This is a genomic window from Agrobacterium sp. SORGH_AS_0440 (assembly GCF_031453135.1).
GTDB lineage: Bacteria > Pseudomonadota > Alphaproteobacteria > Rhizobiales > Rhizobiaceae > Agrobacterium > Agrobacterium pusense.
The window spans coordinates 235,144-254,947 of sequence record NZ_JAVIYR010000002.1 but is presented as its reverse complement, the minus strand read 5'-3'; the positions used below and the strand labels follow the sequence as shown (position 1 = coordinate 254,947).

Genomic DNA, 19,804 nt, shown 5'->3' with positions numbered 1-19,804 from the left:
AAGCATGAGCACTTTGGGCGCATATTTCCGCCTCGCAAGGGTTGGCTGGGTTCTCGTGCGCGAAGGCGTCGTGCTGGCCCTGCCGTCCGATGACCTGCCCGCTCCCGCGCAGGTGTTAAAAGCCCTGCTGAAGCCATTCGCCCGTAGCAAGGCGAAAAGAGCGCAGCGTAGTGATCGGCTGGCGGTGGCTGTCGAGCGGCTTGGGCCGTCCTATGTGAAGATGGGTCAGTTTCTGGCCACCCGTCCGGATGTGGTGGGCGCGGAGTTCGCAGACGATCTCGCAAGCCTTCAGGACCGCATGGCCTTTTTCCCAGCAGCAGCCGCCAAAGCGAATATCGAGGGATCGCTCGGACGGCCGGTTTCGGAACTCTACAGGGAATTTGGCGACCCGATCGCCGCCGCCTCCATCGCCCAGGTCCATCCGGCGATTGTGGATACGCCAAAGGGGCCACGCAAGGTTGCCGTGAAGGTGATCCGTCCCGGCGTGCGACAACGCTTCCAGAACGATCTCGAGGCGATGTATCTGATCGCCGACCTGCAACAGCGCTTTGTCCGCTCGGCCCGTCGTCTGCGCCCGGTCGAAGTGACGCGCACGCTGGAGCAGACCACCAAGATCGAGATGGATCTGCGGCTTGAGGCCGCCGCCCTTTCCGAGCTTGCGGAAAATACCAGGCAAGATCCCGGTTTTCGTGTTCCCGAAGTCGACTGGGAACGCACCGGTCGTGACGTCGTCACCATGGAGTGGATCGACGGCGTCAAGATGTCGGACATTGAAGGCCTGAAGGCCGCCGGTCACGACCTGAACAAGCTCGCCGACACACTGATTCAGTCCTTCCTGCGGCACACCCTGCGCGACGGTTTTTTCCATGCCGACATGCATCCCGGCAATCTTTTCGTCGATCCGCAGGGCATGATAGTCGCGGTCGATATGGGCATCGCCGGACGGCTCGGGAAAAAGGAGCGGCGGTTTCTCGCCGAAATCCTCTACGGCTTCATCACGCGCGATTACATGCGGGTGGCGGAAGTACATTTCGAGGCCGGTTACGTGCCGGGCCATCACGACATAGCGAGTTTCGCGCAGGCGATCCGCGCCATCGGCGAGCCAATTCACGGCCAGCCGGCCGAGACGATCTCCATGGGCAAGCTCCTGACCCTTCTCTTTGAAGTCACCGAGCTTTTCGACATGGAAACCCGGCCGGAACTCGTGATGCTGCAAAAGACCATGGTGGTGGTGGAAGGCGTGTCGCGTATGCTCAATCCGCGCTTCAACATGTGGAAGGCGGCTGACCCTGTTGTCGGTGGCTGGATAAGGGACAATCTTGGCCCGAAACGGGTCGTAACCGATCTGAAAGACGGCGTTAAGGCCGCCCTGAAGCTCGCCGAGGCAGCGCCGGAAATCGCCGCCAAGACGGAGAAGCTGCATTCCGAACTGATGTATATGAGCGAGCACGGCTTGCGTTTCGACGCCCAGACCGCAGAAGCCATCGGCAGGGCGGAAGCGCGCCATACCAGATGGGGGCGGATAGCGCTGTGGGTTATTGCGCTGACGCTTGTCTTTATTGCCATCAAGGTAAGCTGAACATCTCGGCACGTTTCCGTGCCATGTTTGTGTAACGTCTCGAGGTAATAAAGACCTGGCCTTTCCTCGGGTCAGGCAGTTGTGCGGGTAAAGGGCTGCTTTGAAGCCGCGATAGTGCGCGGGTGCTAGAGACGGATGATGCCGGTAGGGATTTGATTGTGATGGCTAAAGCGCAGATACTGAAACAAACCCTCTCCTATTCCTCCTGGCCACTCGTCTTTGTTGGCGGCCTCGTGGGGTCATATTTCGCCTTCACGAGCAGCCATCCGATCGCGGCGTTTCTCAGTGTTTATGCCTGCGCGGTTATCACTCTCTTTCTTCTCGAACGCTATATTCCCTATGAAGTCGAATGGCTCGAAGGGGATGGCGAGACAATGACGAGCATCGGCCACACGCTTTTGACCAAGGGGCTTGTGCAACTTGCCGCCGCAGCATCGGCCATCTTCCCGATGCTGGCCGCGAACGTGCTGCAACCGCTTGCCGCAATGCGCTCTGACCTGTGGCCATCGCATCTGCCAATGGTGGTGCAGGTCTCGCTTGCGGTAACGATTGCCGAATTCGGTCTCTACTGGGCCCATCGCATCGCGCATGAAACCGTTTTTTTCTGGCGGTTCCATGCCCTGCATCACAGCGTCGTACGGCTATGGGTCGTCAATACCGGGCGGTTCCATGTGGCCGATTCCCTTTTCAAGATCGCGCTCAGCCAGATTCCGCTTTATTTCATGGGTGCGCCGCTGCAGGTGTTCTGGTGGCTGGGTGCTGTGACCGCATTCATCGGTATCTTGACCCATTGCAATGTCGACATGAAAACGGGTGTGCTCGACTATGTCTTCAGCACGCCGCGCCTACATCGTTGGCACCATTCAAAACAGCTTCCGGAAGGCAATACCAATTACGGCGAAAACCTCGTCATCTTCGATATTCTCTTTGGCTCCTACCATAACCCTGACCGACCCTCATCAACTGATATCGGCATCAAGGGTGAGATCGCCAAGGGGTTTTTGCCACAGCTCGTGCAGCCCTTCACCAAAGAAGGCGTCCGCCAGATCATCGGCAAGGACAAAAAGGTCAATTGAAGCGGAAATTACAGGGCGGGTGCGGGATCGATCACGATGCCCAGCTCGCCCCGCAGTTTTTTTGTCAGGCCGGCTGCCACAAGCTCATAGGAGCGGCGCACATAGTGCTCCACTTCTTCCCGTTCGAGCGGAGAATGATCGGCAATCGATATCCATTTGCGTTTGGCAAAATACGGCGCCTGGGCGATCCCTTCGAGCGCAGTGAGGATTTCAAAGCTCTCCTCCGAGCATTTCACCACCAGCCGCCAGTCTTCCCGTTCGCCCAGCACGGCAAAGACCTTGTCGCCCACCTTGGCAACATGCGAATCCCATTGATCGACGAAACGCACGCCCGGCCATTCGCCAAGCATCCTGTCGAATGTCTTGCGATCAAAGATGGTCATGTGAGTTTCTCCGCGACAAAGGCTGCCAGACGTTTTGCCACTTCGGCCTTATCGAGATCCGGCCATGCCTCAACACCCTCAGCCGAAATGATTTTCACGCTGTTGCGGTCTCCACCCATGATTCCGGTTTGCGCCGAGACGTCGTTGGCGACGATGTAATCCGCGCCCTTGCGTTCCAGCTTGGCGCGACCGTTTTTTTCCACGTCCTGCGTTTCGGCAGCGAAGCCCACCACAAGCTTTGGACGGTTTTCATGGTGGCCGACGGTTTTGAGAATATCGGGATTTTCTGTCAGCTGGAGCGCCGGCGGCGCATCACCCGGCTGTTTCTTGATCTTTTGTTCTGATGAACCCGCCACCCGCCAGTCGGCGACGGCGGCAACCATGACGGCGATATCCGACGGCAGCCTTGAGATCACCGCGTCCCGCATTTCTTCGGCGCGCTCGACATGGATTACCGTCACACCGGCGGGATCAGCAATGGTCACCGGCCCGGAAACCAGCGTTACGTCTGCACCGAGTTCCGCGAGAGCCGCTGCAATCGCATGGCCCTGCTTGCCCGATGAACGGTTGGCGATGTAGCGCACGGGATCGATCGGCTCATGCGTAGGGCCGGAGGTCACGATCGCCGTCTTGCCCTTCAGGGGCTTCGTCCCCCCATCCAGCAGCGCTTCAACGGCTTGGACGATCTGTAAAGGCTCCGCCATTCGGCCGAGACCAGCCTCCCCCTTCTCAGCCATCTCGCCGGCAATTGGTCCGACGAAAAACACACCGTCTTTCTTCAGCGTATCGACATTGCGTATTGTTGGCTTTGCCGACCACATTTTTGGGTTCATCGCCGGCGCAACCAGCACCTTGCGGTCGGTCGCAAGAAGGACCGCCGAAGCTAGATCATCGGCCAAACCATGTGCCATCTTCGCCATGAGATCGGCGGTGGCGGGCGCCACCAGCACGAGATCGCAATCGCGCGCCAGCCTGATATGGCCAACATCCTGCTCGTCCTGCCGTGAAAAAAGCTCCGTGAAAACATGGGTGGCAGACAATGCACCAACGGCGAGCGGGGTGATAAATTCCTGCGCGCCTTTCGTCATGACAGGCGTAACCTTTGCGCCGCGCTCTTTCAGACGGCGGATGAGGTCGAGGCTCTTATAGGCCGCGATGCCGCCTGATATGATGAGGAGAATATGTTTGTCTGAAAGCGCCATAATGCCGGACCAGTTTCCCGTTCACCGGGAAACTAGAGCATTTTCAGTGAAAACGTAATCACCTTCAATGCTCTAGCTCTTTGTTTTTCCACATTTCTGGACGGAAAGACGCTTGCGCATTTTTCCTGAAATGCTCGGCCCTTCGCATACAAAGTGCAACCCGGCCGATATCACGCCGCCTTGGCGACGTGATATTCCTTGATCGCAACCATCTTGATAGCGGGGAAACGCTCGGATTCATAACGCAGCGAAAAGGCATCCTGCGCCAGAAATACCGGATCGCCATCCAGGTCGCGGGCGATATCGCCACGCTTGACGTTGAGGAACTTGTCCATTTCTGCCGGCTGATCGGACGAAATCCAGCGGCAGACCGAGAAGCGCGACATTTCGAAGGAAACCGGCAGGCCATATTCGCCCATCAGTCGTTCCTTCAACACGTCAAGCTGCAGCGCACCGACGACGCCGACGATGGCTGGCGAGCCGTCTTCCGGCGAAAAGAGCTGCACGACGCCCTCTTCAGCCATTTGCTGCAGGGCTTCCTTCAGCTTCTTCGCCTTCATCGCATCTTCCAGACGCACACGGCGCAGGATTTCCGGCGAGAAGTTCGGCACACCCTGAAACACGAGGTTTTCACCCTCGGTCAGCGTATCGCCGATGCGGAGCGTGCCGTGGTTCGGAATGCCGACCACATCACCTGCAAAGGCTGTGTCGGCCAGCTGGCGTTGCGAGGCGAAGAAGAATTGCGGCGCGGTGAGTCCCATCTGCTTGCCGGTGCGTGACAGGCGCGCCTTCATGCCGCGCTCCAGCTTACCGGAGCAGATGCGGGCAAAGGCGATACGGTCGCGGTGGTTCGGGTCCATATTGGCCTGAATCTTGAAGACGAAGGCAGTCATTTTGTCTTCGGCCGCATGCACGGTGCGGGTATCCGCCACCTGATCGCGCGGCGGCGGTGCGAAATCGCCGAGCGCATTGATAAGGTCACGCACACCGAAATTGCGCAGCGCCGAACCGAAGAAGACCGGCGTCATATGACCTTCGAGGAAAGCCTGCCGATCGAAGGGACGGCAGGCTTCCATCGCCAGTTCCGTTTCTTCGATGAAAGCATCGCGCTCATTTTCCGGCAGTCGATCCGCCACCGCCTGCGGACCGTTAACCTTCATGGCCTCCACCTGCGTGTCGACGCCGCGGAACGTGCTGTCGGCAAGATGATAGGCGCCGCAGAAGGTTTTGGCGCGGCCCACCGGCCATGTGATCGGCGCCGTATCGAGCGCCAGCTTCTCCTCCACCTCGTCCAGTATCTCGAAGGGGTCGCGGCTTTCGCGGTCCATCTTGTTGATGAAGGTGATGATCGGAATATCGCGCATGCGGCAGACTTCGAACAGCTTCAGCGTGCGCGGCTCGATACCCTTGGCGGCGTCGATGACCATGATCGCCGCATCCACGGCCGTCAGCGTACGATAGGTATCGTCGGCGAAATCTTCGTGGCCGGGCGTATCGAGGATATTGAAGACGCGGTCGTTATATTCGAAAGTCATGACCGACGTGACGACCGAAATGCCGCGCTCGCGCTCGATCTTCATCCAGTCCGAACGGGTCTGGATGCGGTCCTTTTTCGCCTTCACCTCACCGGCAAGCTGGATTGCTCCGCCGAACAGCAGCAGCTTTTCGGTGAGCGTGGTTTTACCCGCGTCCGGGTGCGCGATAATAGCAAAGGTGCGGCGGCGGGAGACCGCCTCGGCAAGTGTTTCGGCCATCTGACAAATCCTGTGGAATTGCGGGGTATCTAGCGTTTCAGGCCCGGTTTTGCAATTGACCTTGCCGCGATCTCGGCAAACTAATGCCGCATGACCGTTCAAAACAACAATCTGCCTCCTCTTCGTCTTGCCCGCCTCGCCCACGGCGCGGGCCTTGAACTCCCCTCTTACGAGACCGGTGGCGCCGCCGGCATGGACCTGCGTGCAGCTGTGTCCGTGGGTGAGCCGTTGACCCTGAAACCCGGTGAACGGGCGCTGGTGCCGACCGGCTTCGTGTTCGAAGTTCCCGCCGGATATGAGGCGCAAATCCGCCCCCGCTCCGGCCTTGCCATCAAGAACGGCATCACCTGCCTTAATTCCCCGGGCACGGTGGACAGCGATTATCGCGGCGAGGTGAAAGTCATCCTCGCCAATCTCGGTCAGGACGATTTCGTCGTCGAGCGCGGCATGCGCATTGCGCAGATGGTCATCGCGCCCGTGACGCAGGTGACTGTTGTCGAAGTGATGGAAACTTCGCAGACGGCGCGTGGCGTCGGCGGTTTCGGCTCTACCGGCGTTTAGCGACACCCCTGGTGCAGAGGAGCGGACTGATTGTCTTTGCCCGGCATTTTCGCTATGGATCTGGCGGATTTTCAGGGAAACACGATCATGACGCTGACCACCCTATTCGCTTATGCCACCGCCCTCTTCATCGCTGCCGCCATTCCCGGCCCCGGCATGACGGCAATCGTGGCGCGGGCGCTGGGTTCGGGCTTTCGGGAAACCTTTTTTATGGGTCTCGGGCTGGTGCTTGGCGACATGATCTATCTGACCGCTGTGATCCTGGGGCTGGCCTTCGTCGCGCAGACCTTTCAGGAGGCCTTCATGGTCCTGAAATTTGCAGGTGCGGCCTATCTTCTCTATATCGCCTGGAAGCTCTGGACCGCCGGTCTCTTGCCGCAGGACCTGAAGGCGAAGAAGAGCACGAGCATGTCCATGTCCTTCCTGTCCGGCCTGCTGATCACCCTCGGCAATCCAAAAACCATGCTTTTTTATGTGGCGCTGGTGCCGACGCTGATCGACATCCGCGTGATCGGCCCTTCGGAATATGCGACGCTTCTTGCCATCACCTTTGTCGTGCTGATGGCGGTTCTCCTGCCTTACATCCTGCTTGCGGCCAAAGCGCGCAACCTCCTGAAAAGACCGAGCGCCCTGACAATTCTCAACCGCACCGCGGCGGGTATTCTGGCTGGAACAGCGACGATGATCGCCATCCGCAGCACGTAAAACAAATTCGTGCATTTCCGCGATCTGGCGTGAAATTATTCCCGCAATTCACGGATATTAGGACGAACGTTCGCTAGCTTGCGGAGGTTATTGCTCCTATTCTGCCGCTCAAATCTTGCGGTCTTTACACAGGAGAGCATCATGCCGGAAGCCAGAAAGCCCGGACGCGGACGCGTCTATTCCTCGATTACGGAAACAATCGGCGATACACCGATCGTGCGGCTCGACAAGCTGGCGAAGGAAAAAGGCGTGAAGGCCAACCTTCTTGCCAAGCTCGAATTTTTCAATCCCATCGCTTCGGTGAAGGACCGCATCGGCGTCGCCATGATTGAAGCTCTGGAAGCCCAGGGCAAGATTACGCCCGGAAAGACGACGCTGGTGGAACCGACCTCCGGTAATACGGGGATTGCGCTCGCCTTCGCTGCCGCCGCGAAAGGCTACAAGCTGATCCTGACCATGCCTGAAACCATGTCGGTCGAGCGTCGGAAAATGCTGGCTCTCCTGGGCGCGGAACTGGTGCTGACCGAAGGCCCGAAGGGCATGAAGGGCGCCATCGCCAAAGCGCAGGAACTGGCAGAAACCCTGCCTGACGCCATCATTCCGCAGCAGTTTGAAAACCCCGCCAATCCGGAGATCCACCGCAAGACGACGGCTGAAGAAATCTGGAACGACACCGAAGGCACGGTTGATATTCTGGTCTCGGGTATCGGCACCGGCGGCACGATCACCGGCACGGGTCAGGTTCTGAAATCCCGCAAGCCCGAGGTGAAGGTGATTGCGGTGGAGCCCGCCGACAGCCCCGTTCTTTCCGGTGGCAACCCCGGCCCCCACAAAATTCAGGGCATCGGCGCCGGTTTTGCCCCCGCCATTCTCGACACCGGCATTTATGACGAGATCGTAACCGTCACCAATGATGAGGCTTTCGAAACCGCACGTCTGGCGGCGAGGCTGGAAGGCGTGCCCGTTGGCATCTCCTCGGGTGCGGCGCTGGCGGCGGCAATCAAGGTCGGTGCGCGTGAGGAAAATGCCGGCAAGAACATTGTCATCATCATTCCCTCCTTCGCGGAACGTTATCTTTCGACAGCACTTTTCGAAGGGCTTGGGCTCTAGCCCCTTCTCGGCACCCGGTTGCGGAAGAGCGAATATTTGACGTGCCGCCTGTTTGCCGGCGGCACTTCCGTTTCAAGGCCCCCTCATTCGGCCCATCAGCTACCGAGCTGTCCAAACAGCATTTTACCCGTCATTCCCGGAACCGCCTGATTGACCGGCAGGCATAAGCGTCCTTCCCAGACAAAGTGCCCTTAGCTGGTTTTACGCCGCGGCGGTTAGCCTTTCGCCGGCGATACGATAGGACACTGCTTCGGCAATATGGATACGCCCAACCGTTTGCCTGCCATCCAGATCCGCCAGGGTGCGGGCCACCTTGAGAATGCGATGGTAACCGCGCGCGGAAAACTTCATGCGCTCCGCCGCATCACGCAGCAATTGCAGCCCGGACTGGTCCGGTTCGGCGTATTTTTCGATCATTGCTGTCGTGCAGCGGGCGTTGGTGCGGATGGCAGGGAAGCCCGCTGCCGCATAACGTTCCTGCTGAGCAAGGCGCGCTTCGGCGACGCGCGCCGCGACCACGGCGCTCGGTTCGGCCGTCACGGGCCGAATGAGATCGGCGGCGGAAACGGCGGGAACGTCGATACGGATGTCGATGCGATCGAGCAGCGGGCCAGAAATGCGAGCCTGATAGTCTGCCACACAACGTGGGCCTCTGGCACAGGTAAAACCCGGCTCTCCCGCCATACCGCAACGGCAGGGATTCATTGCCGCGACAAGCTGGATTTGCGCGGGATAGCTGACACGGTGATTGGCTCGCGCAATAATGCATTCGCCGGTTTCGAGCGGCTGACGCAGGGCATCCAGCACCTGCGGCGAAAATTCCGGGAACTCATCCAGAAAAAGAACGCCATGGTGAGCAAGCGAAGCCTCGCCCGGTTTGGCCCGCAGCCCGCCGCCGATCAGGGCCGCCATGGTGGCGGAATGATGCGGCGTGCGGAAGGGCCTGCGATCCGAAAGCTTGCCACCCGACAATTGGCCGGCAATGGAATGGACCATGGACACTTCCAGCAGTTCTGCCGCCTCCAGCGGCGGCAGGATCGAAGGCAAGCGGGCGGCGAGCATGGATTTTCCCGAGCCGGGCGGGCCGACCATCAGCAGATTATGGCCGCCGGCGGCTGCCACCTCCAGCGCCCGCCGGGCGCTCTCCTGCCCCTTTATGTCAGCTAGATCAGGCAGATTGACCGGATTGGCGCGAATGGCGGGCGTCGGGCGCGAGAGAATCTGCGTGCCACGAAAGTGATTAGCGAGCGCAATCAGGCTGCGCGGGGCGAGAATATCGATCCCGGCTCCGGCCCATGCCGCCTCCGGGCCGCTGTCAGCCGGGCAAATCAGTCCCTTTCCAAGCGCATTGGCCCCGATCGCTGCCGGAAGCGCGCCCGCAACCAAGCCGATAGTACCATCGAGATTGAGTTCGCCAAGGACCACGTAACGCCCCAGCGCTTCGGCCGGTATGGCTCCCAGGGCAGCCATGAGGCCAAGGGCAATGGGAAGATCGAAATGCGATCCTTCCTTCGGCAGATCGGCAGGGGCAAGATTGACCGTGACCTTCTTTGCCGGCAGCGCCAAGCCTGAGGCATGTAATGCCGCCTGCACGCGCTCCCGGCTTTCGGCGACGGCTTTATCCGGCAGACCGACAATCTGGATGCCGACCCTTCCCGGTGCGACCATGACCTGCACCTCGACAGGCACACCCTCTATGCCCTGAAATGCCACCGTATTGACCCGTGCCACCATGGCCTGCCCCCGCAAACCGCCGCGCTTTCAGAGCCTTATGCCCATCCACGACCATTGCCAAGCAACGTGCCACAGCTCAAAGAATAAAACAAGAACATCCAGCGAACAATTTATCGCATCCGCTGTATTTTAGTTGTATCGAGTTGTATAGCCGGAACAAACCGAGAGCGATTTATGTCTTATCAAAAATCCTGAGCTTCGCGCTTTTTCTCGATGGCGTCCCACAGCAGGCTCGCCACATCGGCGCCGCCGAATTTCCGCACCTCTCGAATGCCGGTCGGCGAGGTGACGTTGATTTCGGTGAGGTAATCGCCAATGACATCAATTCCAACGAACAGGAAACCACGCTCGCGCAGGGCGGGGCCGATACGGCGGCAGATTTCCTTTTCGCGCGCGGTCAGTTCCGTAGGCTCAGGGCGGCCGCCAGCGTGCATGTTGGAACGGGCGTCGTTTTCCGCTGGAACGCGGTTGATCGCACCCACCGGCTCTCCATCCACCAGCAGGATGCGTTTATCGCCCTTGCGGACGTCGGGCAGATATTCCTGAGCAATGTAAGGTTCGCGGAACATCTGACCGAACATTTCCAGCAGCGAGGAGAAATTGCGGTCGTCCCGCGCTGAATGAAAGACGCCCGCACCGCCATTGCCATAAAGCGGCTTGAGAATGATATCGCCCATTTCGTTGCGGAAGCGCGCGATTTCCGCGACATCCTTCGTGATCAGCGTCTTCGGCATGAGATCCGCGAATTCGGTGACGAAGATCTTCTCCGGCGAATTGCGCACCCAGGCGGGATCATTGACCACCAGGGTCCTCGGATGAATGCGCTCCAGCAGATGGGTGGAGGTGATATAGGCCATGTCGAACGGTGGATCCTGACGCAGATGGATGACATCCATCGTGGACAGATCGACGCGCTCCGGTTCGGAAAGCGAGAAATGGTCACCCTTGATGTCGCGCAGCTCCATCTGCTCGACGGTCGCGTAAATCTTGCCATCGCGCATGGAAAGGCGGTCGGGCGTGTAATGGAACAGCCGATATCCGCGCGCCTGCGCTTCAAGGCTCATGGCGAAGGTGGAATCACCGCCGATGTTGATGCCTGAGACATGATCCATCTGGATCGCGACGTTCTTGATCTTCGCCATGCGCATGTTCCTCTCGCAGCATACGGACGCCTGCGATCCGCCATGCCGTGTCTCATCTTTCAAGCGTTCCGGCAGGACCGGAAGAGACCCGGAAATGCTTCAGAAAACTTGAAAGATGTAGGGCAGCGACCATTCAAACGCAACTGCTGCGAGCCGTGGTTTCTGTGAGTTTTATTGAACCTTCATAATTCCTGCGGCGAAGGCACACCCGCGCCCGCCAACGGCATGGGCGACGGCTCAGGCTGCCAGCTTGTAGGAGCGACCGGCGAACAGCTTGTTCTTGACGCGATAGGCAAATGCCAGCGCCGTGGGGAACGGACGACGCATGAAGGCAACCTTGCGCACATAATGATCAACACGCCAGGTGGCCCATGTTCCGGCCCTGAAATAAGCGACGTCACCGACCCGCAGGATGCTGACCGAGCCGTCCTCGGCCGTCACATGCACCTCGCCTTCCAGAATATAGACGGTCTCATCCCAGCCGAAGAACCAGCGGAATTCGCCTGCAGTGCAATCCCACATGGCAGTGCTTGAGGCACGGTCGCCGCTTCGGGAATGATCCGCAGCACGTGCCTGCGGGTTGCCGGCAATGATCCATTCAGGATTGATAGGCGCCGGCTGAAGCCGCAGATCGGTGCAGGATGCGCTGACCACGGCGTCGTCTTTTTTCCGACGCAGATAGGCCGGCAATATCGGCACCGTACGGATAGCCATGGTTGCGGCCGCCGCGAACATCATTTTGAACGACATATGAGAAAACCCCCGTGAAATATTGGAGGCCTTTTATCATCGGGATCGTAACAAACCAGTTTTGACAATCGGCGCAATTTTAGCCATCGCGCCGATTTCAGGTGACGAACTCAGGCCGTCGCCAGTTGAGCGTCCTGCAACACCGTCTGTTCCGCTCTGCTGGCGATACGCTTGCCAGTTTCGCTGGCGAAGAAGTGCAATTTTTCCGGAGCAATCGTCACCGAAAGCGCGGACGGAACCTCGACGTCAGCCGGAAAGGCCACGGTCAGGCTCTGATCGCCGATCATGCCGTGTATAAGGCGTTGCGAACCCAACTCCTCAATATAATCCACCCGAAGTGCGAAACCCTGGGCGTCAGCAGCAGCGAGACGAAAATCTTCCGCCCGCATTCCAACAGTCACCGGGCCGGACGTGGGGGCGAAGCCATTGAGCGCAAACAGCGACGGCCCGATGGCAAGGCTATCGCCGTGCAATTCGGCGCTGAGAAGATTCATGGCCGGAGAGCCGATGAAACTTGCGACGAAGGTTGAGGCAGGCGTGTGATAGACATCCAGCGGCGCACCGATCTGCTCGATACGGCCGCCATTCAGCACGACGAGACGGTCGGCCAGCGTCATGGCTTCCAACTGGTCATGGGTAACGTAGATCGATGTCGTGCCTAGACGTTTTTGCAGCCGCTTGATTTCGCCGCGCATGGAAACACGCAGCTTGGCATCGAGATTGGACAGGGGTTCGTCGAACAGAAAGGCAGCAGGCTTGCGAACGATCGCGCGCCCCATGGCGACGCGCTGCCGCTGACCACCGGAAAGGGCGCGTGGCTTGCGGTCCAGATAGGGTTCGAGTTGCAGCATACGCGCCGCTTCAGCCACACGGGCGTCAATTTCCGCCTTGGGTGTCCTGCGGTTCTTCAGCCCGTACTCCAGGTTCTCGCGTACCGACATATGCGGGTAAAGCGCGTAGTTCTGGAAGACCATGGCGATATCGCGGTCGGCCGGATCGGTCTGGTTGACCACCCGGTCGCCGATCTTCACCGTGCCTTCTGAAATATCCTCAAGCCCGGCGACCATACGCAAAAGCGTGGACTTGCCGCAGCCGGAGGGACCGACGAGAACGATGAACTCGCCGTCCTTGATGTCGATATCGACATAATGCACGGCGCGCACGCCGCCATGATAATCCTTGCAGACCTGACTGATTTCTATCGCGGCCATTTCGGTCTCCTTATTTATCGCTCTCGGTCAGGCCCTTGATGAACCAGCGCTGGAAAATAACGACGATCAGCACGGGTGGCAGCATGGCCAGCACGGCGAGCGCGAAAGCTTCGTTGTAATCGGGGATTTGCGAACCGACCCAGACCTGCAGGATCGACTTGATGCCACGCATCAGGGTGAAGAAACTCTCATCCGTCGTCATCAGCATGGGCCAGAGATACTGATTCCAGCCATAGACGAACATGATGATGAAGATCGCCGCCATCATGGTGCGCGACAGCGGAATGAGAACGTCGACGAAAAATTTCACTGGCCCCGCACCATCGATACGGGCAGCCTCCAGCAGCTCTTCAGGCACGGATTTGAAGAACTGCCGGAAATAGAAGGTGCCCGTCGCCGAAGCGAGAAGCGGCACGATCAGACCGGTATAGGAGTTCAACAGTCCGAGTTTGCTCATTACCTCGTAGGACGGCATGATGCGCACTTCGAGCGGCAGAAGCAGCGTGGTGAAAATGATCCAGAAGGCGAGCGTCGCAAAACGGAAGCGGAAATAGACGATCGCATAGGCCGCCGTCATCGACAGGACAATTTTGCCGACGGCAAAGCCGATGCCGAGGATCAGCGAATTCAACACCATGTTCAGGCCTGTAACCTGTCCGGTGAAACCACCCTTCTGGGTAAGGACCTTCTCATAGGTTTCGATGAAATTGTCGCCGGGAATGATCGCAAGGCCGCTGCGGTGAATTTCAGCCGCCGTGTGGGTGGACGTCATGAAGGCCACGACAACAGGCAGGATTAGAAACAATGCGCCAATGATCAGCACCAGATGATCGAGGGGTTTGGTCTTGTACATCGTCTTTTCCCTCAATTGTAATGGATGCGCTTCTCGATGAAGCGGAACTGGATGATGGTGAGGACGAAAACGACCAGCATGAGGATGACGGACTGGGCCGAGGAACCGCCGATGTCATTGCCGCGGAAGCCGTCGAGGAACACCTTGTAGACCAGCGTGATCGGATTGTTGGCGGCCTTATCCTTCACCATCACGTCAATGACGCCGAAGGTGTCGAAGAGCGCATAAGTGATGTTGATGATCAGCAGAAAGAAGGCCGTGGGCGCCAGGAGCGGCATGATGACGGTCCAGAACCGGCGAAAGCCCGAACGGCAATCGATGGACGCGGCTTCCCGCACGGAGACCGGAACGCCCTGGAGACCGGAGAGGAAGAAGATGAAGTTGTAAGGAATCTGCTTCCAGACCGCGACAACGATCATGGCAAAGGCCGTATCGAAATAATTGAGGCCGACCTTCATGTCCCAGCCAAGAAACGCGGCCATCTTCACGAAAGGGCCGATATGCTGGTCGAAAAACATCATGCCGATAAGGCCGGCTACCGGCGGCGCAATGGCGTAAACGGAAATCAGCAGCGTCTTGTATGTCGAACTGCCGCGAATGACCGCATCCGCCTTAACGGCGAGCAGCAGGCCGAGCGCCAGCGAAAAGAAGGTGACGAGCACGGTGAAGACTACCGTGAATTTCGCGATGCTGAGATATTCGGGGCTGAAGATCGCATCCGAATAATTGGCGAGTCCAACGAAGGAAGCGCCGAACCCGAACGGGTCTTCGATATAGAAAGACGAATGGATGGCCTGAACGGATGGCCAATAGAAGAAGATGAAAATCACCGCAAGCTGCGGTGCCAGAAACAGGTAGGGCACAAAGGACGAGGAGAACTGCACGCGCTTCATGCCGGCTTCTGCGGGCTTGGCGGGTTTTCCAGCCTTTGCGGACCGACCGGAGAAAAACCGGCGCGGTTGAGACGATGTATAGGCCACGCTTGCGCCTCCTTATCCAGAAGTGAGCCTCCCTTCCGTCAGAAAGGAGGCTCGACAAGATCAACGGTTTCGAAGAGATCGATCAGCCGGCCGTCTTGGCGAAGCGGGCCAGAAGGTCGTTTCCTTCCTTCTCGATGATTTCGAAAGCAGCCTTCGGCGTGACTTCGCCGGAGAAGATGCGGTTATATTCGCGTTCCATCACGGCGCGGATCTGCGGGTAGAAGCCGAGGCGATAACCCTTGGACCAGTCGCCACCCTGCAGTGACAGCTGCTGGATGCCGACTTCGGCGACCGGCTTTTCCTTGTAGTAGCCTTCAGCCTTGGCCTTTTCATAAGCGGCCTTGGTGATGGCGACGTAACCGGTTGCCTTGTGATAGAAGACCTGGATTTCCGGCGAGGTCAGGAACTGGAAGAAGTCGGCCACGCATTTGTTTTCGGCTTCGGACTTGCCCGACATTGCAAAGAGGGCAGCGCCGCCGATGAAGGAGTTGGTACCCGCGCCCTTGATGGAGCCCCAGTAAGGGAGGAAAGTTGCCGAGAATGGCATTGTGGCCGTCTTCTGAAGGCCCCCGAAGGAACCCGACGAACCGATCCAGAGTGCTACCTTACCTTCTTCGAAGGGCTTCTGGTTGTCGTTCCAGCCGGCGCCGTAATAGGCAAACAGGCCCTTGTCCTTCCAGTCCTTCAGCTTCTCGAACATCATGACGAGGTTCGGGTCGGTGACCTTGAGCTTGGTGTCGGTGACGCTGTCGTAACCATTGTTGTTCGTGGCGAACTGGATGTTGTTACGCGAGAAGAAGTTCTCCGTGAACTGCCAGGTCAGCTGCGACTGGACGAGCGGAATATAGCCGGCTTCCTTCAGCTTCGGGGCGACCTTTTCAAAGTCTTCCCAGGTCTTCGGAGCTTCGACGCCAGCCTTCTTCAGGGCCTCGTCGTTGATGTACATGATGGGAGCGGAGGAATTGAACGGCATGCCGACGAACTTGCCGTCAGCGGCAGCGTAGAAGTAGCGCACGCCGTTGATAAAGGCGTCGCGATCGAACTTGTAACCGGCCTTGGTGATCAGGTCTTCGGCAGGAATGACCGCGCCCTTGGCGTTGATGATGGTGGCAGCACCTGCATCGAAAACCTGAAGAATGTTCGGCTGTTCGCCCGAACGGAAAGCTGCGATGCCGCTGGCGAGAGCTTCTTCATAGGAGCCCTTGGAAACCGGCGTCAGCGCGCATTCTTTCTGGGCTTCGTTGAATTTCTGGGCGACTTCGTTGATGACTTCGCCGTTACGGCCGCCCATGCCATGCCACCAGGTGATGTTGGTCGCAGCCATGGAAGAGGTCGCGGAGATGCTGACGGCCACAGCGGCCATGGAAATCTTCTTGAACATATCAAATCCTCTCCACCATTTATTGGGGTGAGGATGCGAATAGAGGGGTTCAATGACGCCTCTTTGACAGTTCCATGTCAGATTTATTACAGCGGCGGATGAAAATCTCAGTCGGATGTGCGTTTCAGGGGCCGCGCAGGGTTCCCGACCACCGTCACGCCTGCAGCGACGTCGCGTGTGACGACCGAACCGGCACCGACAATCGCACCGTCACCCACTGTCACGCCCGCAAGCAGAATCGCTCCACCGCCGATCCAGACGTCGCGACCGATGGTCACGGGTTTTGCGATTTCAATGCCTTGGGCACGCGGCACCGGGTCGCGATGGTGTTCCGCACAGTAAATCTGCACCGCAGGCCCCAGCATCGCGCCGTCGCCTATCGTTACCTTAGCGGAATCGAGAATGGTGCAGCCCGCGTTGAGATATACATTTTTTCCGAGCGTGATGTTGAAGCCGTAAGCGCAATGAAACGGCGCTTCGAGAAACGTGCCTTCCCCGACGGAATTAAACAGCGCGCGCAGCAGCGGTGCAATTGCCCCGCGCTCATCCGGTGGCATCGTATTGTGCTGGTGGACGGCCCCTCGTGCGCGCCGGCGCAATATATCCAGCTCGCCATCCATGCAGCTGTACCATTCGCCCGCGGCCATTTTTTCACGCTCGGTGGACATCGTCTCCCCTTCAAAAGGCATCGATAAAATGCTGCGGCAGACCTCGCGGCAGAATGGCGACGATATCGAAGCGCAGTGAAAGCCGCCCGGCATCGCCGTGGCGGGCCAGCCACAGGTCCGCAGCCGCCCGGATGCGTTGCTGCGAATGAAAGCCGACGGCATCGATCGCGCTGATGCCGGACGGCCGGGCCTTGACCTCCACAAACGCGACGACGTCCGCCTTGCGGGCGACAAGGTCAATCTCCCCCAGCCGGGTGCGATAACGAATGGCGAGAATGCGATATCCCTTCAGCAGCAGAAAAAGTGCCGCCCAATATTCCGCAGCATGACCACGCCGCTCGGCTTTTCGCCTTTTATCGTTTCGCCAGTCAGCGGCCATCCGCTTCCTTCATGTCCAGCAGCCTTTGATAAAGCTCCTTGCGCGGCAGGCCCGTCAGCTTCGCCGCTTCGCCTGCAGCCCTTGCAGCGGGCATGGTGGCGACCAGATCCTTCAGCAGCTTCTCGACATCCTCGATATCGGGAATCTCGTCATAGGAAGGCGGCTCCACCAGAAGCACGATCTCGCCCTTCACCACACGGTCACCGTCATAGTAATCCGCAAGCTCACCGAGCGTGCCGCGGCGGAATTCCTCGAACGTCTTGGTCAGCTCGCGGCAGACCACGGCACGGCGCTCACGGCCAAGCACTTCCGATGCGACCTTGATGGAAGCGCTGATGCGATGCGGTGATTCAAAAAAAATGAGGGTCGCGGGGATTTTCGCCAGTTCGGCAAAACGGTCGCGCTTGCCGCGGTCCTTTACCGGCAGGAAACCCGCAAACAGGAAGGCGTCACTTGGCATGCCCGAACCGACCAGCGCGGCTAACGGCGCCGAGGCGCCCGGCACCGGCACGACGCGATGCCCGGCCTCGAGTGCAAGCTGGCCAAGCCGGTAACCAGGATCGGAAACAAGCGGCGTTCCCGCATCCGACACCAGCGCCACGGATTTTCCTGCTTCCAGCGCCGCGATGAGCTTTGGCCCCACTTCATTCGAATTGTGCTCGTGATACGCAAACGGACGGGTGCGGATACCGTAACGCTCGAGCAGGATGCGCGTGACGCGGGTATCCTCGCAGGCGAGAACATCAGCAGAAGCCAGCGTCTCCAGCGCGCGAATGGTGATGTCGCCCAGATTGCCGATGGGGGTGGCGACGAGATAAAGCGCGCACTCCAGCGGACGCGCGGGAATTGTGGCAGCCCCGATCCTGAATTCCTTCACCGCCTGCCTGGCGTCAATCTTCGATGTTTCTTCCGTCACACGGCTTCCAATCATTCTTGCCGATCATTTCCGGCCGGTCGGTCCAGTTATTCCTCTTTATGGGCAATTGAAAACCGGCGAACAAGGGCAACGGGCGGCGCCAGCCTGTGGATCATGTTGTATAGCAGCAAAATGACCCGCGGCAGACGAACTCGGCTCTTGCATTCTCCGCAATAACTCTGCCATTTTGCCCGTCCACATTATCCGGCATTTGCCGGTGAAGACTCTTCTTGCCGATCCGGCGGTGGCCGGTTCGCAACGGTTGAAAGCGGTAGTGTCCATGCGTATTACTCTTGAGCGGTCGAACCTTCTGAAATCGCTGAACCACGTCCACCGGGTCGTCGAGCGTCGCAACACGATCCCGATCCTGTCGAACGTTCTGCTGCGCGCTTCCGGCGCCAATCTTGACATGAAGGCGACCGACCTCGATCTCGAAATCACCGAAGCGACCCCGGCCATGGTGGAGCAGGCGGGCGCCACCACCGTGCCGGCACACCTGCTTTATGAAATCGTGCGCAAGCTGCCGGATGGTTCCGAGGTGCTTTTGGCGACCAATCCGGACGGTTCCTCCATGACCGTCGCGTCCGGCCGCTCGAAGTTCTCGCTGCAATGCCTGCCCGAGGCGGATTTCCCTGACCTGACCGCCGGCACCTTCAGCCACACCTTCAAGCTGAAGGCGACCGATCTGAAGATGTTGATCGACCGCACGCAATTCGCGATTTCGACGGAAGAGACACGCTATTACCTGAACGGCATCTTCTTCCACACCATCGAAAGCAATGGCGAGCTGAAGCTGCGCGCTGTCGCAACCGATGGTCACCGTCTGGCACGCGCCGATGTGGATGCGCCGTCCGGTTCCGAAGGCATGCCTGGCATCATCATTCCGCGCAAGACTGTCGGTGAATTGCAGAAGCTAATGGACAATCCGGAACTGGAAGTCACCGTCGAAGTCTCGGATGCGAAGATCCGCCTGACAGTCGGCTCGGTCGTTCTGACCTCGAAGCTGATCGACGGCACCTTCCCGGACTATCAGCGCGTGATCCCCACCGGCAACGACAAGGAAATGCGCGTCGATTGCCAGACCTTCGCCCGGGCCGTAGACCGTGTTTCGACGATTTCTTCCGAGCGCGGCCGCGCGGTGAAGCTGGCGCTAACTGACGGTCAGTTGACGCTCACCGTCAACAATCCAGACTCAGGAAGCGCTACTGAAGAAGTGGCCGTTGGTTACAACAATGATTCGATGGAAATCGGTTTCAATGCCAAATACCTCCTCGACATCACGTCGCAGCTTTCAGGCGAGGATGCGATTTTTCTGCTGGCAGATGCCGGATCGCCGACGCTCGTTCGCGACACGGCCGGCGATGATGCCCTCTATGTTCTGATGCCGATGCGCGTTTAAACGGCTGTTTTTTGCCAATTC

The 19,804-nt window shown here is 58.8% G+C and carries 19 protein-coding genes; 6 read left to right on the top strand and 13 right to left on the bottom strand.

The genetic code is table 11. The annotated features are described in order from the left end of the window. Positions 1 to 4 precede the first annotated feature (4 nt). Complete coding sequence (ubiB, locus tag QE453_RS10505) at positions 5 to 1,579, top strand: 2-polyprenylphenol 6-hydroxylase (protein WP_309758460.1); 1,575 nt, start codon at positions 5 to 7, stop codon at positions 1,577 to 1,579. Positions 1,580 to 1,740: 161 nt separating this feature from the next. After that, positions 1,741 to 2,655: a sterol desaturase family protein gene (locus QE453_RS10500; RefSeq protein WP_244405337.1), complete on the top strand. Its 915-nt coding sequence runs from the start codon at positions 1,741 to 1,743 to the stop codon at positions 2,653 to 2,655. 8 nt (positions 2,656 to 2,663) lie between these two features. On the opposite strand, the gene QE453_RS10495 is transcribed toward QE453_RS10500, so the two are convergent. The 3 genes from QE453_RS10495 to QE453_RS10485 form a co-directional block, all read right to left on the bottom strand. After that, positions 2,664 to 3,038 carry an MmcQ/YjbR family DNA-binding protein gene (locus tag QE453_RS10495; protein WP_004439515.1) on the bottom strand — a complete coding sequence of 125 codons (375 nt, stop codon included), beginning with the start codon at positions 3,036 to 3,038 and terminating at the stop codon, positions 2,664 to 2,666. Beyond that, positions 3,035 to 4,240, bottom strand: coding sequence for a bifunctional phosphopantothenoylcysteine decarboxylase/phosphopantothenate--cysteine ligase CoaBC (gene coaBC, locus QE453_RS10490; RefSeq protein ID WP_244405341.1), 1,206 nt, complete (start codon positions 4,238 to 4,240; stop codon positions 3,035 to 3,037). The genes QE453_RS10495 and coaBC overlap by 4 nt, the downstream gene beginning before the upstream one ends. A gap of 170 nt (positions 4,241 to 4,410) precedes the next feature. Beyond that, positions 4,411 to 5,994: a peptide chain release factor 3 gene (locus tag QE453_RS10485; RefSeq protein ID WP_022555492.1), complete on the bottom strand. Its 1,584-nt coding sequence runs from the start codon at positions 5,992 to 5,994 to the stop codon at positions 4,411 to 4,413. A 90-nt stretch (positions 5,995 to 6,084) separates the two neighbouring features. Between QE453_RS10485 and dut the strand changes: the two genes are divergently transcribed. The 3 genes from dut (at position 6,085) to cysK (ending at position 8,370) form a co-directional block, all read left to right on the top strand. After that, positions 6,085 to 6,555, top strand: a complete 471-nt coding sequence (gene dut, locus QE453_RS10480; RefSeq protein WP_004439510.1) for a dUTP diphosphatase — start codon at positions 6,085 to 6,087, stop codon at positions 6,553 to 6,555. Positions 6,556 to 6,642: 87 nt separating this feature from the next. Then, positions 6,643 to 7,260, top strand: coding sequence for a LysE family translocator (locus QE453_RS10475; RefSeq protein ID WP_112555979.1), 618 nt, complete (start codon positions 6,643 to 6,645; stop codon positions 7,258 to 7,260). Between the two features lie 141 nt (positions 7,261 to 7,401). After that, positions 7,402 to 8,370, top strand: a complete 969-nt coding sequence (gene cysK, locus QE453_RS10470) for a cysteine synthase A (RefSeq protein WP_006699690.1) — start codon at positions 7,402 to 7,404, stop codon at positions 8,368 to 8,370. A gap of 201 nt (positions 8,371 to 8,571) precedes the next feature. Here cysK and QE453_RS10465 read toward each other — a convergent pair whose 3' ends face one another. The 10 genes from QE453_RS10465 to rsmI form a co-directional block, all read right to left on the bottom strand. Beyond that, a complete protein-coding gene (locus QE453_RS10465) occupies positions 8,572 to 10,104 on the bottom strand; it encodes a YifB family Mg chelatase-like AAA ATPase (RefSeq protein WP_112555983.1) in 1,533 nt (510 codons plus the stop codon). Between the two features lie 182 nt (positions 10,105 to 10,286). Beyond that, positions 10,287 to 11,246, bottom strand: a complete 960-nt coding sequence (gshB, locus tag QE453_RS10460) for a glutathione synthase (protein ID WP_022555488.1) — start codon at positions 11,244 to 11,246, stop codon at positions 10,287 to 10,289. A gap of 237 nt (positions 11,247 to 11,483) precedes the next feature. Beyond that, a complete protein-coding gene (locus tag QE453_RS10455; protein ID WP_004439501.1) occupies positions 11,484 to 11,996 on the bottom strand; it encodes a cupin domain-containing protein in 513 nt (170 codons plus the stop codon). 110 nt (positions 11,997 to 12,106) lie between these two features. Beyond that, the gene (locus QE453_RS10450) at positions 12,107 to 13,207 is read right to left on the bottom strand and encodes a sn-glycerol-3-phosphate import ATP-binding protein UgpC (RefSeq protein ID WP_037089418.1); all 1,101 of its coding nucleotides are present in this window, start codon (positions 13,205 to 13,207) and stop codon (positions 12,107 to 12,109) included. 10 nt (positions 13,208 to 13,217) lie between these two features. Beyond that, positions 13,218 to 14,060, bottom strand: a complete 843-nt coding sequence (ugpE, locus tag QE453_RS10445; RefSeq protein ID WP_004439496.1) for a sn-glycerol-3-phosphate ABC transporter permease UgpE — start codon at positions 14,058 to 14,060, stop codon at positions 13,218 to 13,220. An 11-nt stretch (positions 14,061 to 14,071) separates the two neighbouring features. After that, positions 14,072 to 15,040 (bottom strand): ABC transporter permease subunit, encoded by a 969-nt coding sequence (locus QE453_RS10440; protein ID WP_020011090.1) that lies wholly within the window; start codon positions 15,038 to 15,040, stop codon positions 14,072 to 14,074. A gap of 82 nt (positions 15,041 to 15,122) precedes the next feature. Then, positions 15,123 to 16,421 (bottom strand): extracellular solute-binding protein, encoded by a 1,299-nt coding sequence (locus tag QE453_RS10435; RefSeq protein ID WP_022555483.1) that lies wholly within the window; start codon positions 16,419 to 16,421, stop codon positions 15,123 to 15,125. 107 nt (positions 16,422 to 16,528) lie between these two features. After that, on the bottom strand, positions 16,529 to 17,089 hold the full coding sequence (locus QE453_RS10430; RefSeq protein ID WP_309777030.1) for a sugar O-acetyltransferase: 561 nt from the start codon (positions 17,087 to 17,089) through the stop codon (positions 16,529 to 16,531). A gap of 10 nt (positions 17,090 to 17,099) precedes the next feature. After that, positions 17,100 to 17,468, bottom strand: coding sequence for a YraN family protein (locus QE453_RS10425; RefSeq protein WP_045532991.1), 369 nt, complete (start codon positions 17,466 to 17,468; stop codon positions 17,100 to 17,102). After that, complete coding sequence (gene rsmI / locus QE453_RS10420) at positions 17,458 to 18,399, bottom strand: 16S rRNA (cytidine(1402)-2'-O)-methyltransferase (RefSeq protein ID WP_072493860.1); 942 nt, start codon at positions 18,397 to 18,399, stop codon at positions 17,458 to 17,460. Before rsmI ends, QE453_RS10425 begins: the two co-directional genes overlap by 11 nt. Before the next feature lie 265 nt (positions 18,400 to 18,664). Here rsmI and dnaN point away from each other — a divergent pair, with 265 nt between their 5' ends. Continuing rightward, complete coding sequence (gene dnaN / locus QE453_RS10415) at positions 18,665 to 19,783, top strand: DNA polymerase III subunit beta (RefSeq protein WP_309777028.1); 1,119 nt, start codon at positions 18,665 to 18,667, stop codon at positions 19,781 to 19,783. The last annotated feature ends 21 nt before the right edge of the window (positions 19,784 to 19,804 follow it).

Excerpts from the sequence above, each read along its gene's own strand:
- ubiB (WP_309758460.1), top strand. The coding sequence starts at position 5 with ATGAGCACTTTGGGCGCATATTTCCGCCTCGCAAGGGTTGGCTGGGTT.
- QE453_RS10500 (WP_244405337.1), top strand. The coding sequence starts at position 1,741 with ATGGCTAAAGCGCAGATACTGAAACAAACCCTCTCCTATTCCTCCTGG.
- QE453_RS10495 (WP_004439515.1), bottom strand. The coding sequence starts at position 3,038 with ATGACCATCTTTGATCGCAAGACATTCGACAGGATGCTTGGCGAATGG.
- coaBC (WP_244405341.1), bottom strand. The coding sequence starts at position 4,240 with ATGGCGCTTTCAGACAAACATATTCTCCTCATCATATCAGGCGGCATC.
- QE453_RS10485 (WP_022555492.1), bottom strand. The coding sequence starts at position 5,994 with ATGGCCGAAACACTTGCCGAGGCGGTCTCCCGCCGCCGCACCTTTGCT.
- dut (WP_004439510.1), top strand. The coding sequence starts at position 6,085 with ATGACCGTTCAAAACAACAATCTGCCTCCTCTTCGTCTTGCCCGCCTC.
- QE453_RS10475 (WP_112555979.1), top strand. The coding sequence starts at position 6,643 with ATGACGCTGACCACCCTATTCGCTTATGCCACCGCCCTCTTCATCGCT.
- cysK (WP_006699690.1), top strand. The coding sequence starts at position 7,402 with ATGCCGGAAGCCAGAAAGCCCGGACGCGGACGCGTCTATTCCTCGATT.
- QE453_RS10465 (WP_112555983.1), bottom strand. The coding sequence starts at position 10,104 with ATGGTGGCACGGGTCAATACGGTGGCATTTCAGGGCATAGAGGGTGTG.
- gshB (WP_022555488.1), bottom strand. The coding sequence starts at position 11,246 with ATGGCGAAGATCAAGAACGTCGCGATCCAGATGGATCATGTCTCAGGC.
- QE453_RS10455 (WP_004439501.1), bottom strand. The coding sequence starts at position 11,996 with ATGTCGTTCAAAATGATGTTCGCGGCGGCCGCAACCATGGCTATCCGT.
- QE453_RS10450 (WP_037089418.1), bottom strand. The coding sequence starts at position 13,207 with ATGGCCGCGATAGAAATCAGTCAGGTCTGCAAGGATTATCATGGCGGC.
- ugpE (WP_004439496.1), bottom strand. The coding sequence starts at position 14,060 with ATGTACAAGACCAAACCCCTCGATCATCTGGTGCTGATCATTGGCGCA.
- QE453_RS10435 (WP_022555483.1), bottom strand. The coding sequence starts at position 16,421 with ATGTTCAAGAAGATTTCCATGGCCGCTGTGGCCGTCAGCATCTCCGCG.
- QE453_RS10430 (WP_309777030.1), bottom strand. The coding sequence starts at position 17,089 with ATGTCCACCGAGCGTGAAAAAATGGCCGCGGGCGAATGGTACAGCTGC.
- QE453_RS10425 (WP_045532991.1), bottom strand. The coding sequence starts at position 17,468 with ATGGCCGCTGACTGGCGAAACGATAAAAGGCGAAAAGCCGAGCGGCGT.
- rsmI (WP_072493860.1), bottom strand. The coding sequence starts at position 18,399 with ATGATTGGAAGCCGTGTGACGGAAGAAACATCGAAGATTGACGCCAGG.
- dnaN (WP_309777028.1), top strand. The coding sequence starts at position 18,665 with ATGCGTATTACTCTTGAGCGGTCGAACCTTCTGAAATCGCTGAACCAC.